18 protein-coding genes, 1 tRNA gene and 2 pseudogenes are annotated in these 14,761 nt (G+C 61.8%); 12 read left to right on the forward strand and 9 right to left on the reverse strand.

What is annotated here, in order from left to right:
• Positions 1–42: 42 nt before the first annotated feature.
• Positions 43–1,037: pseudogene (gene thiS, locus NUX07_RS09485) on the reverse strand (sulfur carrier protein ThiS).
• 49 nt (positions 1,038–1,086) lie between these two features.
• Between thiS and aroQ the strand changes: the two are divergent.
• The 6 genes from aroQ to aat are packed head-to-tail and all read left to right on the forward strand — an operon-like array spanning position 1,087 to position 4,850.
• Entirely contained in the window at positions 1,087–1,536 is a 450-nt protein-coding gene (gene aroQ / locus NUX07_RS09495; RefSeq protein ID WP_265530335.1) for a type II 3-dehydroquinate dehydratase, read from the forward strand.
• 19 nt (positions 1,537–1,555) lie between these two features.
• Positions 1,556–2,062 carry an acetyl-CoA carboxylase biotin carboxyl carrier protein gene (gene accB / locus NUX07_RS09500; RefSeq protein ID WP_265530336.1) on the forward strand — a complete coding sequence of 169 codons (507 nt, stop codon included), beginning with the start codon at positions 1,556–1,558 and terminating at the stop codon, positions 2,060–2,062.
• Positions 2,062–3,417, forward strand: coding sequence for an acetyl-CoA carboxylase biotin carboxylase subunit (gene accC, locus NUX07_RS09505; RefSeq protein WP_265530337.1), 1,356 nt, complete (start codon positions 2,062–2,064; stop codon positions 3,415–3,417). Before accB ends, accC begins: the two co-directional genes overlap by 1 nt.
• The gene (locus NUX07_RS09510) at positions 3,417–3,788 is read left to right on the forward strand and encodes an ACT domain-containing protein (protein WP_265530338.1); all 372 of its coding nucleotides are present in this window, start codon (positions 3,417–3,419) and stop codon (positions 3,786–3,788) included. Before accC ends, NUX07_RS09510 begins: the two co-directional genes overlap by 1 nt.
• Positions 3,789–3,799: 11 nt before the next feature.
• A complete protein-coding gene (locus tag NUX07_RS09515) occupies positions 3,800–4,132 on the forward strand; it encodes an ArsC/Spx/MgsR family protein (RefSeq protein WP_265530789.1) in 333 nt (110 codons plus the stop codon).
• A gap of 10 nt (positions 4,133–4,142) precedes the next feature.
• Positions 4,143–4,850 carry a leucyl/phenylalanyl-tRNA--protein transferase gene (gene aat, locus NUX07_RS09520; protein ID WP_265530339.1) on the forward strand — a complete coding sequence of 236 codons (708 nt, stop codon included), beginning with the start codon at positions 4,143–4,145 and terminating at the stop codon, positions 4,848–4,850.
• A 35-nt stretch (positions 4,851–4,885) separates the two neighbouring features.
• On the opposite strand, the pseudogene NUX07_RS09525 reads toward aat, so the two are convergent.
• From NUX07_RS09525 to NUX07_RS09545, 5 genes and pseudogenes are all read right to left on the reverse strand, one after another.
• Positions 4,886–5,287 (reverse strand): annotated as a pseudogene (locus NUX07_RS09525) (DUF2155 domain-containing protein); the annotation flags it as partial.
• Positions 5,265–5,648, reverse strand: a complete 384-nt coding sequence (locus NUX07_RS09530) for an NADH:ubiquinone oxidoreductase subunit NDUFA12 (RefSeq protein WP_265530340.1) — start codon at positions 5,646–5,648, stop codon at positions 5,265–5,267. The pseudogene NUX07_RS09525 and the gene NUX07_RS09530, both read right to left, overlap by 23 nt.
• A gap of 42 nt (positions 5,649–5,690) precedes the next feature.
• Positions 5,691–6,137 carry a DUF192 domain-containing protein gene (locus tag NUX07_RS09535; RefSeq protein WP_265530341.1) on the reverse strand — a complete coding sequence of 149 codons (447 nt, stop codon included), beginning with the start codon at positions 6,135–6,137 and terminating at the stop codon, positions 5,691–5,693.
• Positions 6,138–6,157: 20 nt separating this feature from the next.
• The gene (locus NUX07_RS09540) at positions 6,158–6,721 is read right to left on the reverse strand and encodes a cold-shock protein (protein ID WP_265530342.1); all 564 of its coding nucleotides are present in this window, start codon (positions 6,719–6,721) and stop codon (positions 6,158–6,160) included.
• 83 nt (positions 6,722–6,804) lie between these two features.
• Positions 6,805–7,248, reverse strand: a complete 444-nt coding sequence (locus NUX07_RS09545) for a regulatory protein RecX (protein ID WP_265530343.1) — start codon at positions 7,246–7,248, stop codon at positions 6,805–6,807.
• 215 nt (positions 7,249–7,463) lie between these two features.
• On the opposite strand from NUX07_RS09545, the gene NUX07_RS09550 reads away from it, so the two are divergent.
• The 4 genes from NUX07_RS09550 (at position 7,464) to nusG (ending at position 10,389) form a co-directional block, all read left to right on the forward strand.
• Positions 7,464–9,242 carry a fatty acyl-AMP ligase gene (locus tag NUX07_RS09550; RefSeq protein WP_407696150.1) on the forward strand — a complete coding sequence of 593 codons (1,779 nt, stop codon included), beginning with the start codon at positions 7,464–7,466 and terminating at the stop codon, positions 9,240–9,242.
• A 47-nt stretch (positions 9,243–9,289) separates the two neighbouring features.
• Positions 9,290–9,365, forward strand: a tRNA-Trp gene (locus tag NUX07_RS09555).
• A gap of 277 nt (positions 9,366–9,642) precedes the next feature.
• Positions 9,643–9,843, forward strand: a complete 201-nt coding sequence (secE, locus tag NUX07_RS09560) for a preprotein translocase subunit SecE (protein ID WP_265530345.1) — start codon at positions 9,643–9,645, stop codon at positions 9,841–9,843.
• Positions 9,844–9,852: 9 nt separating this feature from the next.
• The gene (gene nusG, locus NUX07_RS09565) at positions 9,853–10,389 is read left to right on the forward strand and encodes a transcription termination/antitermination protein NusG (RefSeq protein ID WP_265530346.1); all 537 of its coding nucleotides are present in this window, start codon (positions 9,853–9,855) and stop codon (positions 10,387–10,389) included.
• Positions 10,390–10,465: 76 nt separating this feature from the next.
• On the opposite strand, the gene NUX07_RS09570 is transcribed toward nusG, so the two are convergent.
• Positions 10,466–12,079, reverse strand: a complete 1,614-nt coding sequence (locus NUX07_RS09570; protein WP_265530347.1) for a L,D-transpeptidase family protein — start codon at positions 12,077–12,079, stop codon at positions 10,466–10,468.
• A 155-nt stretch (positions 12,080–12,234) separates the two neighbouring features.
• On the opposite strand from NUX07_RS09570, the gene NUX07_RS09575 reads away from it, so the two are divergent.
• The gene (locus tag NUX07_RS09575; protein ID WP_265530348.1) at positions 12,235–12,861 is read left to right on the forward strand and encodes a hypothetical protein; all 627 of its coding nucleotides are present in this window, start codon (positions 12,235–12,237) and stop codon (positions 12,859–12,861) included.
• 4 nt (positions 12,862–12,865) lie between these two features.
• Here the strand turns inward: NUX07_RS09575 and NUX07_RS09580 are convergent, their stop codons facing one another.
• Both NUX07_RS09580 and NUX07_RS09585 read right to left on the reverse strand, forming a co-directional pair.
• Positions 12,866–13,321, reverse strand: a complete 456-nt coding sequence (locus tag NUX07_RS09580) for a hypothetical protein (protein ID WP_265530349.1) — start codon at positions 13,319–13,321, stop codon at positions 12,866–12,868.
• Positions 13,322–13,407: 86 nt separating this feature from the next.
• A complete protein-coding gene (locus tag NUX07_RS09585; RefSeq protein WP_265530351.1) occupies positions 13,408–13,965 on the reverse strand; it encodes a winged helix DNA-binding protein in 558 nt (185 codons plus the stop codon).
• A 364-nt stretch (positions 13,966–14,329) separates the two neighbouring features.
• Here NUX07_RS09585 and rplK point away from each other — a divergent pair, with 364 nt between their 5' ends.
• A complete protein-coding gene (gene rplK, locus NUX07_RS09590) occupies positions 14,330–14,761 on the forward strand; it encodes a 50S ribosomal protein L11 (protein ID WP_265530352.1) in 432 nt (143 codons plus the stop codon).

The raw sequence follows: 14,761 nt of genomic DNA on the forward strand, positions 1-14,761 counted from the left end.
AGCCGAGGTGCCTCGTCTTATCGGACGCGGCTGTCGGTTGGCCTAAATCAAGCCGGCCAGCGGGCTCGAGGGATCGGCGTAACGACGCTTCGCCATACGGCCAGCGAGGTAACTTTCGCGCCCCGCTTCGACCGCCAGCTTCATCGCCTTGGCCATGCGGATCGGATCCTTGGCTTCGGCAATGGCCGTGTTCATGAGGACGCCGTCGCAGCCCAGTTCCATCGCGACCGCGGCATCGGAAGCCGTTCCAACACCCGCATCCACCAGAACGGGCACGTTTGCGCCTTCGACGATCAGGCGGATGGTGACGCGGTTCTGGATGCCGAGCCCCGACCCGATGGGCGCACCCAGCGGCATGATTGCCACCGCGCCTGCATCCTCGAGCTGCTTGGCAGCAATGGGATCGTCGACGCAGTAGACCATCGGCTTGAAACCTTCCTTGGCCAGCACTTCGGTCGCCTCGAGCGTCTCTTTCATGTTGGGGTATAGCGTCTTGGCCTCGCCGAGCACTTCCAGCTTCACCAGCTCCCAGCCGCCCGCCTCGCGCGCCAGCCGCAGCGTGCGGATCGCGTCGTCCGCATTGAAGCAGCCGGCCGTGTTGGGCAGGTACGTAATCTTCTTGGGATCGATAAAGTCCTGCAGCACCGGCTGACCCGGATCCGAGATATTCACACGGCGCACGGCCACGGTGACAATTTCGGCACCTGATGCTTCGACCGCCGCCGCATTCTGCTCGAAACTCTCATATTTGCCGGTGCCGACGATCAGCCGCGATGAAAACTTGTGGCTGGCAACTTCCCATTGATCGGTCAAACTCAACCCCCGCCTACGAAATGAACGATTTCGAACTGGTCGCCATCTTCGACCATGACCTCCGCAAAGGTCGAGCGCGGCACGATTTCGAGATTGCGCTCGACCGCCACTTTCGCGGGATCGAGCCCGTATTCGGCGATCATCTGCGCGATCGACGTGCCATCGGCCACGCGGCGATGGTCTCCATTGATGATCACGCCCTTGCTGCCGTCGAGACTGCTCATGCTCTTACTCACTTCACGAATGCTGTTTGCCCCCATATAGGGAGCTTCCATGAGTTCGCTACCGATGATTTTGGTCCTGCACGGGCCCAACCTCGACCGCCTTGGCCGGCGCGAGCCCGAGCTTTATGGGGACAAGAGCCTCAAGGACGTCAACGCGATGATCGTCGATCGTGCCGCCACGCTCGATGTCGGCGTGACGATGCGCCAGTCCAATCATGAAGGGCAGCTCATCGACTGGTTGTACGAAGCCGAGGACGAGGGCGTCGAAGGCGTCATCCTCAATGCCGCGGGCTTTACGCACACGTCGGTGGCGCTGCGCGATGCGATCGCCGCGGTGAATGTGCCGGTTATCGAAGTACATCTCACCAACACCGCCAAGCGCGAAGATTTTCGTCAACGCAGCCTGATTGCGCCCGTCTGCACGGGCACCATATCGGGCTTTGGCGTGAACAGCTATTTACTTGCTCTCGATGCCGCCAGCCGGTTCGAAGAGCGCTAGGACAACAGGGAAAGTAACTATGGCCGAAGCCAAGAAGAGCAATGGCATGCGTGTGGACGTCAAGGTCGTGCGCGAACTCGCCAAGATGCTGTCGGATAACGACCTTACCGAAATCGAAGTCGAGGATGGCGAACGCAAAGTACGCGTGCGCCGTGAAGGCACCGTCTACGCCGCGCCCGCAGCGCCGGCACCGGTTGCCGCAGCGCCCGCCGCCCCTGCGCAGGCGCCCGATGCAAAGCATGCCTCACCCGAACAGGAACAGCCTGCCCCCGGCAGCGCGCCCACGACCGACGGCGATGCGGTGAAATCGCCGATGGTCGGCACGGCCTATCTCGCGTCCGAGCCTGGCGCTGCCAACTTCGTCAACGAAGGCGACAGCGTGAAGGAAGGCGATACTCTTCTGATCATCGAGGCCATGAAGGTCATGAACCCGATCAACGCCCCGCGCTCCGGCACGATCAAGAAGATCCTCATCGCCGATGCGCAGCCCGTCGAATTCGAACAGGATCTGGTGGTCATCGGCTAATGGCGATCGAAAAGCTCCTGATTGCGAACCGCGGTGAAATCGCGCTGCGCATCCATCGCGCTTGTCACGAAATGGGTATCAAGACGGTGGCGGTTCATTCGACCGCCGATGCCGACGCGATGCACGTGCGCCTCGCCGACGAGACGGTATGCATCGGCCCGCCGCCGGCCAGCGACAGCTATCTCAACATTCCGAACATCATCTCGGCCGCCGAGGTGACGCACGCCGATGCGATCCACCCGGGCTATGGCTTCCTGTCGGAAAATGCCAAGTTTGCCGAGATCGTGGAAAGCCACGACATTATCTGGGTCGGCCCCAAGCCCGAACATATCCGCGTCATGGGCGACAAGGTCGAGGCCAAGCGCACCGCCGACAAGCTCGGGCTGCCGCTGGTGCCGGGTTCGGACGGCGCGCTCGAAAGCGTCGAGGAGGCCAAGAAACTCGCTGACGAGATCGGCTATCCCGTCATCATCAAGGCTGCCAGCGGCGGCGGCGGACGCGGGATGAAGGTTGTCGAGGATCCCGACAAGCTCGAAAGCCTGATGAGCCAGGCCAAGTCGGAAGCGAACGCCGCTTTTGGCGATCCGACCGTCTACATGGAAAAATACCTGGGTGATCCGCGCCATATCGAATTCCAGGTCTTCGGCGACGGTAATGGCAATGCCATCCATCTTGGCGAGCGCGATTGCTCGATCCAGCGTCGTCACCAGAAGGTGATCGAAGAAGCCCCCTCGCCCGTCATCAGCGCCGAGCAGCGCAAGGAAATGGGCGATGTGGTGGTCAAGGCGATGGCCGACATGGGTTATCGCGGTGCCGGCACGATCGAATTCCTCTACGAGAATGGCGAGTTCTACTTCATCGAGATGAACACTCGTCTCCAGGTCGAACATCCGGTCACCGAAATGATTTCGGGCGTCGATCTCGTACGCGAACAGATCCATGTCGCGCAGGGTGATGGGCTGACCGTCAGCCAGGACGATATCGTGCTTCAGGGCCACGCGATCGAATGCCGCATCAACGCCGAAAACCCCAAGACCTTTGCGCCCTCGCCAGGTCGGATCGACAATTATGTCGCGCCGGGCGGGATGCATGTGCGCGTCGATAGCGGGCTTTATGCGGGCTATATGGTGCCGCCTTATTACGACAGCATGATCGGCAAGCTGATCGTCTACGGCCGCAACCGCGATAGCTGCATCCTTCGGCTCAAGCGCGCTTTGGAGGAGTTCGTGGTGACGGGCGGCGGTTTGAAGACAAACGTGCCGCTGCACCAGGAGATCATCCAGACCGAAGCCTTCAAGTCGGGTGATTATACAATCAAATGGCTTGAACAGTGGCTCAAGGATCAAGCTGACTGATGGCAGGACTGAAGCCGCAGCTTGCAGAAGAAGAACATGGTTTCGCCACCATCGCACACGGTCAGGAATGGCCGCGCGAACTGGTGCCGGTCGCGACATTCGCGGAGGTCGAAGGCACCAGCGTGATTGCACAGATGGCCATGCTCGAGGCCGTCGGACTCGACCATGACGGTGGCTGGGCAAAGATCTCGCTGGGCTACGTGAGCAGTCTCGAGAGTGTCGGCCTGACGGCCCGCTTCGCCCAGGCGCTGACCGAGGCAGGCATTCCCAGCAATGTCGTTGCCGCCTACTATCACGATCATCTGTTCGTACCTTGGAGCCGGCGCGAAGACGCAATGGACATTCTTTCCAAACTGGAGGCCCCTGAGTGAAAACCGCCCGCATGACCTTCAATCCGCGCTGCGGCACCGCGCGCAAGACCAAAGCCATCCTCGAAGAGGAAGGCTATGAGGTCGAGACGATCGACTATCTGGGCGACGATAAGCTCAGTCGCGACGCATTGGCAACCTGGTACGAACGCGCCGGGCTTACGCCGCGCCAAGGGCTACGCGCCAAGGAAGCCATCGCCAAGGAACTCGGCCTCGCCGAGGCCAATGACGAGGAAATCCTCGATGCGATGATGGAGCATCCGATCCTCATCGAACGACCTTTGGTCGAGACCCACAAGGGTGCGATCCTGGCGCGGCCGCAGGACAAGGTCCGCGAAATAATCTAAGGATCGAGGCGTGAGCGATGTCCTCGATCCGCGCCTACTTTTGAAAGGCTATGCCGCCGGGATTTTCCCGATGGCGGACAGCCGTGATGCCGCCGACATTTTCTGGGTCGAACCGCGCGATCGCGCCATCATCCCGCTCGATGACTTTCACCTGTCGCGCAGCCTTGCCAAGACGTTGAGACGCGATGTCTACACGGTCACGCGAGACCGCGCCTTCCAGGAAGTGCTCCGGGCGTGCGCTGACCGTGACGAAACGTGGATCAATCCGACCATCGAGCGCGCCGTCGTTGGTCTGCACGCTGCCGGGCATGCCCATTCGATCGAATGCTGGAAAGACGACGCATTGGTGGGCGGGCTTTACGGGGTCAAGCTGGGCGGCGCCTTCTTCGGCGAATCCATGTTCAGCCGCGCGCGTGATGCGTCGAAAGTGGCATTGGCCTGGCTCGTCGCGCGCTTGAAGCTTGGCGGCTTCACGCTGCTCGACTGTCAATTCATGACCGAACATCTTCGATCACTGGGCGCGATCGAAGTCACCCGCGACGATTATCAGATGCTGTTGTCAGCGGCGCTGTCGGCAGGTTCGCCCTCGGACGGCGATTCTTCGACAGCTTCGCCTTCGTTCGATGCGCTCGACACCCTCGGCGATCCGCCGCGCAATGGCGGCGCTTCAGGGCCTTCGGGCCATTCCATCGCGCAGCTCTTGACCCAGACATCGTAGACCGGGTGTTCGACCACGTTTAGCGACGGACTTTCCTTCCACAGCCAGCCCGAAAAGACGCGGTCATATTCATCGCTGCGACGGCGCTTGACATCGAGCTGCACGAAGGCGCCGGTCAGCGCCTGCGCTTCCCACGGCGCCGAACGCTCGCAGGCACGCAACCGCACGACCGCTTCATCGCCGATGCGGATGAACTGGCCGGGCCTGAGCTCCAGGTCCCGCGTGAGCCCGTTGCGCTTGTTGAGAAAGCCCAGCACCGCAACGCGTTCGGCCAGGGACGTCACGCCTTCGACATTCTGATCGGGAACGACAAGCTCGTCTGCTTCCGCATTGCTCAACGCGTCTTCATCGGGTGGTGGCGGCGCACCATCCCGACAACCAGCGAGCAGCCCGAGGGCCGCCAGCGTGGCCAGCTTATTCAGGCTTCCAGGCTTCATAATCGCCGGTTGCTGCAGGACGTTTGCCCGCACCCGTGAGCGAACCGCCGGGCCGATAGGCTTCGAGCGTGCCGGTCAAGTTCGGTTTGGGATCCTGCTGGAAGTTGCGACGCGGCGGCAGCGCGGCATCGGGCAGGTCGTCGATCGTCCCGCGAAGCCAGGCGTTCCAGCCCGGCGGCACACGGCTGGTGTCGTTGCTACCTTCATAAATGACCCAGCGACGGCGCGGATCCTTCTTGTGCTGGTAATAGACATTGCCGAGATCGTCGGTGCCGACCTTTTCGCCGTGGCGGCTGGTGAAGATGCCGGTGCCGACCGCGGCACCGTTCCACCAGGTGAAGATTTTTGCGAGGATTCCCATATCGCGGGTCGCTTTGCCTCCTGTTGCGCGCGCTTGCAAGTATTAGCGCGGCCACTCCACCAGATCGCCTGCCGCTATGCCCAGCTCGGCCGACCGACCGCCGTTGATTTCGAGCACCAGCACCGCATCGTCGAACGACACGTAGGGCTCTTCACGCAGCGGTACGGTGTTTTCGTGGATATTGATGATCCGCCCATCCTCGCCGACATAGATGATGTCGAGCGGGATATAGGTGTTCTTCATCCAGAAGCTCAGCATCTGGGGCGGATCGTAGGGAAAGATCATCCCTTCGTCCGGTGCCATCGAGTCGCGGAACATCAGGCCGCGATTCTGCTGCTGGCGGGTGCGCGCCACCTCGGTCTTGAAGACATGCATTTCGCCCGATTGGGTCGTGACCTTCGTCTCGACGACCTCGAGCCCCGACGGCGCGGTCGCCGCGACAGGTTCTTCCTGAGCTGGATTGCATGCCGCGGCGGGGCTGATGAGCAATGCCGCCGCGATAAGGGCGCCTAGCCTTCGCGCAGGGCGACCGCGGTCAGTCCCTTCCTGCCCTCGGCAATACGCGCTTCGATCTGGTCTCCCGGCAACAACTCTTCGAGCTGCGCCAGCCGCACGGTTTCCATGTGGACGAAGATGTCCGGGCTGTCCTCGCCAAGCCGATTGACGAAGCCATACCCACGCACGCGATTGAACCATTTGACTTCCACCTCCTCGAAGTCGCCGGCATTTTCTGTCAGCGCTTCTCGATCCGCACTCTGACCGGAAGTCATGGAGGGGCGCGGCGTTTCAGGCAAGGCCGTCGACAAGTCGATATCGATGATCCGACTGGCTTGCAGGCCGCGTTGCTGTTGCGAAGCGACGACGGTCAGTTGCGCGCCTTCGGGCAGGCTGCGCCGATCATGGTCGCGTAAAATGGAGAAATGGATGAGGATGTCGCCATCGACCTCGTCACTGACGAGAAAGCCGAATCCGCGTGTGGCATCGAACCATTTGACACGGCCCGATACCTCAAATTCTTTGCCCGAACCCTGGTCCCCCGACTGAGGTTCTTGCGTTGCATGTTCTTGTCTCAACACGAAAAAACGACTCCACGCCTGTTCATTACTCCATAGCAACAATCGATAAGTCGGGGAAGCGACACAGGTTAATTAATCGATCAATCATATGAAAGCGTATCTGGATCGGGCTCGTCACCGGGCGGGAGGTCGAGAATTCGGCGGGACAGAGCGGGCGGATGTCCGGCCCGCAGCATCGCCGCCATTTGTTTTTCGAAAACCTTGCGATCCGAAATCTTTTCCGTCGCGAACGGGCCGAAGCGTCGGCGCCTGGCGTACGCCAATGCTGCGGCGATGCGTTCGTCGGCGGCGATCTCGCGGGCCTCTTCGCTGTCGCTCTCGGCGATTCCGGCGGCGTAGAGCGTTGCGCCCAGCCGTCTTTCGCCATAGCCACGGGCGGCCAGATCACGCGCTTTCATCACCGCGTAGCTGGCATCGTCGACATATCCGCGATCGGCGAACTTGCGCACCAGTCCGTCGATGAAGGCGCTGCTGTCCCCCTCGAAGCCGCGCTCGCGCACCTTGCGATTTAAATAGGATGTCAATTTACCTTGGCTGGTGGCGTATCGGCCAACATAACGTAGCGCAAGTTCTTCGAGGCTTTCGCTCGTATATCGCGGTTTTTCGCGCTTTTTACGCTGCCATTGCCCCATATCGCCATGTTTGTGCCACAGTCCCGCCCCAACAGGCAAAGCGAACGTGCTTGCATGCACGAGGGGACGCGCCGTGCGTGCGTCCGGAGGGACAACAATTCAAGGGGATGAGCGTGACCGAACGCGGCCTCGATACCAAAGACAATCTGACGCCCGAAGGCGCGACCCCGACGGTCGACGACCTGCCGCGTCGCAATGGCGAGTTCGATACGTTGGGCGATGCGCTCGATTATGTCGCGCAGTCGACCCGCGGGATGAATTTCCACGATGCCCGCGGCACCTTGCTGCGCGCCTATCCATATAGCGAGCTGCGTGCCGATGCGCTTCGCAATTCGCAGCGGTTTATCGCCTTGGGGCTCAAGCCGGGCGACCGCCTTGCGCTGGTGGCGGAAACGAACCCCGACTTCGCTGCCTGCTTCTTCGGCGCCATCTATGCCGGCATCTGGCCGGTGCCGCTGCCCTTGCCGACCAGCTTTGGCGGCCGCGACGCCTATACCGACCAGCTCGACGTGATGCTCGGCTCCTGCGATCCGCAGCTCTTCCTCTACCCGGAGGAGATGGAAAAATTCACCACCGACGCCGCGTCAAAGCGCTCGGTCCAGCATCGCAGCTGGGAAAGCCTCGAGCATGTGACCCCCGCCGATACGGCCATGCACGAGGCGAAGCCCGACGATATCGCCTACTTGCAATACAGCTCGGGCTCGACTCGCTTTCCGCACGGTGTCGCGGTGACGCATCGCCAGCTGCTGCACAACCTGCGCGCGCACGGGCTTGGCCTGCAGGTGCAGGACAGTGATCGCTGCATCAGCTGGCTGCCGTGGTATCATGACATGGGGCTGGTCGGCTGCATGCTCTCGCCGATGGCGAACCAGCTCAGCGTCGATTACATGAAGACCGAAGATTTCGCGCGTCGCCCCCTCACGTGGCTCGATCTGATCAGTCGCAACCCGGGCACGACGCTCTCTTATTCGCCAACCTTCGGATACGACATCTGCTCGCGCCGGATGAGCAGCCAGACCAAGGCCGCAGATCGTTTCGATCTGTCGCGCTGGCGCATCGCGGGCAACGGCGCGGACATGATCCGTCCCGATGTCATGCAGCAATTCCTCGACAGCTTCGGCGAAGCGGGCTTCGACGGCAGTTCTTTCTGCCCCAGCTACGGATTGGCCGAAGCCACGCTGGCGGTCAGCCTCATGCCGCCGGGCGAGGGCATCAGGATCGAACTGGTCGAAGAAGAAAAGCTTTCGGGCGGCGCACCGGCACCGGGCGGCGATGACCGGCCGCAGCGTTACCGCGCCATCGTCAACTGCGGCAAGGCGGTTGAAGGCATGTCCATCGAGATCCGCGATGAAGCGGGCAACGTCGTGCCCGACCGCCATATCGGCAAGGTGTTTGTCCATGGCGGTTCGGTCATGGAAGAATATTATCGCGACCCCGAATCGACCGCGGCCTGCCTGACCGAAGACCGTTGGCTCGACACCGGCGACATGGGCTACATGTCGAACGGCTATATCTATATCGTCGGCCGCGCCAAGGACATGATCATCATCAACGGCAAGAACCATTGGCCGCAGGATATCGAATGGGCGGTCGAGCAGTTGCCCGGCTTCAAGAACGGCGACATCGCCGCTTTCGCGCTGACCACAGATACCGGCGAGGAATTGCCGGCGGTCCTCGTGCATTGCCGCGTGTCCGACCTTGGCGAGCGCGCGATGCTGCGCGACGACATCAGAGAGCGCGTCCGCTCGATTACCGGCATCTCGCCGATCGTCGAACTGGTTCCGCCGCGCAGCCTGCCGCGCACCAGCTCGGGCAAGCTCTCGCGGGTCAAGGCACGCAATCTCTATCTTTCGGGTGAAATCGAACCGTTCGAGGTGGCTGCTTAAGCCTTGCATTGAAGGGCGGCTTCGCAGTAGGAGCCGCGCTCGGCCTTAGGGGTATAGCTCAGCTGGTAGAGCATCGGTCTCCAAAACCGAGGGTCGCGGGTTCGAATCCTGCTGCCCCTGCCAGGCCGTCGCGCTGCCGAGTGCAGCGCAGCAATTGCGCAGCAATCACTAGCAGCACGAGAGACAGCAAGACGCGGCCAGCCGACGCGCAGCGATCGGACTGACGGAGTCGGGCCGCCCTGACCCCGCTGCACTCCGCTTCTTGCAATCGCGCGGACTCGCCGCTACATCGCCATCCCATACGGACATGGGTAGTCACAGACCTCCGCCCCGGCACTGGCCGGCAGCGGGGGAAAGCTCCTACCCGAAAGCCGTCGAAGACAAGGAAACGGAAAAGACAGTGGCAGGTAAACCGACCCCCGCAGAATTCCTCCGCCAGGTGCGCGCCGAGACCAGCAAGGTCGTCTGGCCGACCCGCAAGGAAACCATCACGACCGCGATCATGGTGCTCATCATGACCAGCCTGCTCGCGCTCTTCTTCCTTGGCACCGATTCGTTCTTCGGCTGGGTCGTCCGCCAGCTTCTCGCCCTGCTCGGCTAAGGATTTTACATGGCTCGTTGGTACATCATTCACGCTTATTCCGGTTTCGAAGGCAAGGTTCGCGACGCGATCCTGTCGGAAGCCAAGCGCCTCGGTCTCGAAAAGGGTGTCGAGCGCATCGAAGTGCCCACCGAAACCGTTACCGAGATCAAGCGCGGCAAGAAGGTTCAGGCCGAACGCAAGTTCATGCCGGGCTATGTGCTTGCCAAGCTGACCATGACCGACGACGTCTTCCACCTCGTGAAGAACACCCCCAAGGTCACCGGCTTCCTCGGTCCCAACGGCAAGCCGCAGGCGATCCCCGACGCGCAGGCCAACCGCATGCTCGACACGAAGGAAGAGACTGCGGATGCGCCCAAGCAGAAGATCACCGTCGATTACGAAATCGGCGACAACGTGAAGGTGCTCGAAGGCCCCTTCGCCAGCTTCTCGGGATTGGTCGAAGAGCTCGATTTCGACCGCGGCCGCGTCAAGGTTTCGGTCTCGATTTTCGGCCGCGCAACGCCGGTCGAACTCGAATTCGACCAGGTCGAACTGGTCAAGTAAGCAACTCTCCAATTTCAATTAGAAAGGGGCGCCCGAGAGAGCGCCCCTTTTTCGTGGCTGTAGTCGTCCAATCCGATCAGGGTCCAACATCCCTGATGTCGACGTTGATCGCGATGGGTTGGCGCATTTCGTAGCCCAGCGCGCCCGCGACTTTCTCGTCCCAGCCGTAGGGGTCGTTCCTGAAGGCCACCTTTCCCGCGTCATCGATAAATGCGGTGTGGTAGAGGAGGCGAACAGGGATTTCTTCCGGCAGATCGACGAACGTCTCCTCACCGCTCGCGGCCGCCTGGCGATAGGTGTCGCTGACACCCGCGTCATGCGCGATCATGCGCGCAAAACCCAAGGCATCGTCGACGCGGATGCAGCCGTGGCTCAGATAACGTTCGTCGCGACCGAACAGCGAGTCCGCAGCGGTATCGTGCAGGTAGATCGCCTGGTCGTTCTTGAGGTCGAACTTGACCTCACCCAACGCATTGTCGGGGCCCGGAAGCTGGACGATATAGCCGTCGCGGCGTACCATGTTGTTCGCCTGGAAATAGGAGGCACCCTTGCCCGCCAGCTCCGCTTCCTCGATCGACTTCGGCACTGTCCAAGTGGGATTGGCTACAAGCCGGAACATGGGCGAGGCCAGTTGCGGAGTTTCCCAGTCCGGTTGGCCGACGATCACCTTGCGACTATCGCGAAGTTTCCCGTCGCGGATGTAATCGAGCTTCGCCGCGGCGATGTTCACGTCGATGCGGGTCGGCGCGCTATTGCGTGCATACCAGCGACGGCGATCGAGGTTGATCGCCAGGATGCGGGCACGCTCGGCAGCACCGGTATTGAGCATCTCGATCGCGCTCTCGCCAATGATGCCATCATCCTCGATCCCGAAGTCGCGCTGCATGGCCTTGAGCGCTTCGGACATGCGTTCGGTAAACACCGTCGCGTTGCCGCCCTCAGCTTGCGCCGTGCTGTTGGTTGACGCACTGGCGTCGTTGCCTTGCGCCGCCGGCTTTGCGGCGCTGCCTTTCTTTAGATATCCGTTGCGCTCGAGGATCGCGGCGATCTGGGACACGCGAGGATCGCTTTCCCCAACCTCGACAACCTCACCGTCTTCGACTTGCGATTCCCTCGCCGCACGCGCCTGCTTGGCAAACTTGACGTACGCCTCCGACAAGGCGCGATATTCTTCGTCCTGCGGGGCAAGGCCGACAAGCCATTCGCCCACATTGTTCTGTGTCACGGCCTGTTCCAGCCCCGCGGCAATGTCCACGTCAGGGCGCGGGAAGGTGTAGACCTCATAGAGTTCGCCGGGATCGGACTTGCCGTCCGCCAGCGCGTCGGCAAGGTCGAGCGCGGCAGTGGTCAGCGCGGCCTCGCGCGCGGAGGGATCGTTATCCGCCTCTACCGCGGCGATATAGTCGCGCGGATCGAGGCCATGTGCGCCCGCGGCGCGCAGCACCTTGACCGCCGCGACCGCATTGTCCTGGGTCCAGGCCGGCTGCCAATCGCGGGCCTCGTAAAAGGTGCGAACGCGCTCGTCGGTTACCGCCGACTGGAGATCCGCCTTTTTGACAGCGGAAGGATCGACGATAGCGGCGGCGTCGATATCGCCTTGGTTGGCTTCGACACCGTCGCTTGGGCCGTCGCCGCACGCGGACAGGGTCGATGCCAGGGCGACGGACGCCAGGAGTATGATCTTTTTCACGCGCTATACCTTTGATTGTTGTCTGCTTTCGCCAACAACTCTCGATGGCGCGTGCTTGTTGCATGAGACCAAAAATCGCGCGGCTCGTCGCTGCGTTCGGCTCGCTTCATCGGAGCGTCGCGAACTCGAAAATGGCATCGTGCGTTATGGCCTCGATGCGCAAGATTTTCCCCTTCGTCGCGATTGCCGCGCTGGTGGCGTTCATCCCGCGCTCGGCAGAACCGCAAACAATCGCGCCGGGCCAGACCCGCGCCGATTATTACGCATGGCTCGCCAAGAACCCCGGCGACCGCGACAATGTGCGCGCGTTTCGCGATTTCCTCATGCAACGCGACGTCGAGGACGTCGTGCCGACCTGGCAGTTGGTGCGCACATCGTCATCGTGGCATCAGTGCAGTGCCGAGCGTTTCGAAGTCGCCCCGATGCAGCAATGGGACAATATCGTCGCGACGCTGGCCTTCGTCGAACGCGAAGTCGAGCCCGCGATCGGCGAGGTCGAGGCGCTATCGGCCTATCGCAACGAAGGGCTCAACAGCTGTTCGGGCGGGCGCCCTGCTTCCGCGCATCGCATGTTCTTCGCCATGGACCTCAAACCCGCCGACGAGAATGTTGATCGAGACGAACTTGTCCGCGAACTTTGCGCCGCCCATCGCGAAGCCGGACGCGATTATTCGACCGGCCTAGGCTTTTACAGCGGCGTGCGTTTCCACCTGGATTCTAGCGGTTATCGCAAATGGGGGCCTAACGGGCGCGGCGCGACCTCGCCCTGCAACCGCGTGTGACGGACTATAGGCAAAGCGGGTCGCCGACGAGGTCCTCCGCCTCCCCCAAGGGCAGCAGGCCATCGGCGGTCTTGATGAGTTCGCGGCCGGCAAAGCTCGTCCCCGCGCTACAATAATAAGCGCATTCGTCGGCCAGGGTCGGCGGTATGGAAAGCTGGCCGTCTTCGAGCCGCGCGTCGAGCGAGCATCGCTCTTCGCCCTCCAGTTCGAGGCGAAGCCGATCCCCGGCCCGTGATACGCTCCCCAGCCCGCTGCAGGCCGCCGGTTCAGCGCCAAGCGTCACGAAGGCGAACTTGTGCGCGCCGTCTTCGGTCGGGGCGATGCAGAGCCGGTCACCGCGATCGTTTTCGTACAAGCCGACTATGTTGCCAGTGTCGAGCGCGGGCTCTTCGGGCGTGCGCGGTTCATCGTCGGCGCACGCGGCAAGCAGCAAGGCAGATGTCAGGACACAGATGCGCATGCGGCATATACGCATTACGCTTCTTCAAGGTTCATCGACGGCGAATATGACTGCAACTGTTGCGATGGCGTATCGCGCCTAACCCATTACGCCGCCGCCGCCAGTCCTTCGGCGACGCGCGAGAAATAATCGCGCATCATTGCAACGGCGTCCGGTCGCAGCGAGATGAACACCCGGCGGGCATCGTGAGGGTCGCGTTCGCGATCGATAAGGTTCATGCGATCGAGCTTGCTGATCCAGCGTAGCGCCGTTGTTGCGGGCACCTCGGCGGCCACACACAGGCTCGATACGGGTACGCGGTGCTGCGCGATATGCGCACCATAGAGATCGAGCAGCATGTCCCAGGCCGGATCGGCGAACAGGCCTTTGGGGAACACTTCTTCACGCAGGCGGCGCAGGCTGATCATCCGGCGCACCAGCATCGCGTGGCTGATCCCGCCCTGCACGTCTTCAAGATTGCCCAGCACCGCATCCAGACGCGGAAGCGGATCACCGGCGGCACCGCTGCTGCCTTCCGTGCCGTCGGCTTCGCGCGGCATCAGGTGGTCGAGCGTATCGGCCAGCTCGACCAGGCGGTTGAGCAAATCGGCGGGCAGTTTCTGTGCGGCGTCGCTTGCCGCCGGCGTGGTCTTCTTTTCGATCATGGTCGCGCGTCCCCTTTACTCGTGGCTGGCGTCGATCCGGCGACCGTCTCAATAGGCATGCCTTCCCCGAAACGGATGGATTAAACCGTTCATTTCGGACGACTTTTCAGGGATGCAGGGCAAGAATGGCAGGAAGCCTGCAGAAGTATCTCCAAATTCGATGAAAAAATGCTCCGGATGGGGGCAAGGCCAATCCCGATAAGCCGTTGCATCGCATCGTCTTTGTTGTTAGAGGCGCGCCGTCTTTCCGACAGGACAGGCAACTTCGCGCGGGAGGCGCAGCCGTGAGGCGCGCCGTTCGTACCGCTTAATCAGAGCTTTCGCCCAGGCGGAAGCGACAGGATGAAAGAAAGGACTTTTTGGCATGGCCAAGAAGATTTCCGGCTATATCAAGCTGCAGGTGCCTTCGGGCGTCGCCAACCCCTCCCCGCCGATCGGCCCCGCACTGGGTCAGCGCGGCGTCAACATCATGGAATTCTGCAAGGCGTTCAACGCCGCTACGCAGGACATGGAAAAGAATATGCCGATCCCGACGACCATCACGGTCTATGCGGATCGCAGCTTCTCGTTCGAAACCAAGACCCCGCCCGCAAGCTTCCTTTTGAAGCGCGCTGCGAAGATCAAGAAGGGCTCGGGTGCCACGGGTAGCGAAAGCGCCGGCACCATCGCGCGTTCGAAGGTCAAGGAAATCGCCGAAACCAAGATGGCGGACCTCAATGCGAACGATATCGAAGCGGCAACGCGGATCATCGAAGGCTCGGCACGTGCCATGGGCCTCGAAGTGGTGGAGGGCTAA

This window comes from Sphingomicrobium marinum, assembly GCF_026157105.1.
In the GTDB taxonomy this organism is placed as follows: Bacteria; Pseudomonadota; Alphaproteobacteria; order Sphingomonadales; family Sphingomonadaceae; genus Sphingomicrobium; species Sphingomicrobium marinum.

Excerpts from the sequence above, each read along its gene's own strand:
- aroQ (WP_265530335.1), top strand. The coding sequence starts at position 1,087 with ATGAGTTCGCTACCGATGATTTTGGTCCTGCACGGGCCCAACCTCGAC.
- accB (WP_265530336.1), top strand. The coding sequence starts at position 1,556 with ATGGCCGAAGCCAAGAAGAGCAATGGCATGCGTGTGGACGTCAAGGTC.
- accC (WP_265530337.1), top strand. The coding sequence starts at position 2,062 with ATGGCGATCGAAAAGCTCCTGATTGCGAACCGCGGTGAAATCGCGCTG.
- NUX07_RS09510 (WP_265530338.1), top strand. The coding sequence starts at position 3,417 with ATGGCAGGACTGAAGCCGCAGCTTGCAGAAGAAGAACATGGTTTCGCC.
- NUX07_RS09515 (WP_265530789.1), top strand. The coding sequence starts at position 3,800 with ATGACCTTCAATCCGCGCTGCGGCACCGCGCGCAAGACCAAAGCCATC.
- NUX07_RS09530 (WP_265530340.1), bottom strand. The coding sequence starts at position 5,648 with ATGGGAATCCTCGCAAAAATCTTCACCTGGTGGAACGGTGCCGCGGTC.
- NUX07_RS09550 (WP_407696150.1), top strand. The coding sequence starts at position 7,464 with ATGAGCGTGACCGAACGCGGCCTCGATACCAAAGACAATCTGACGCCC.
- nusG (WP_265530346.1), top strand. The coding sequence starts at position 9,853 with ATGGCTCGTTGGTACATCATTCACGCTTATTCCGGTTTCGAAGGCAAG.
- NUX07_RS09575 (WP_265530348.1), top strand. The coding sequence starts at position 12,235 with ATGCGCAAGATTTTCCCCTTCGTCGCGATTGCCGCGCTGGTGGCGTTC.
- NUX07_RS09580 (WP_265530349.1), bottom strand. The coding sequence starts at position 13,321 with ATGCGCATCTGTGTCCTGACATCTGCCTTGCTGCTTGCCGCGTGCGCC.
- NUX07_RS09585 (WP_265530351.1), bottom strand. The coding sequence starts at position 13,965 with ATGATCGAAAAGAAGACCACGCCGGCGGCAAGCGACGCCGCACAGAAA.
- rplK (WP_265530352.1), top strand. The coding sequence starts at position 14,330 with ATGGCCAAGAAGATTTCCGGCTATATCAAGCTGCAGGTGCCTTCGGGC.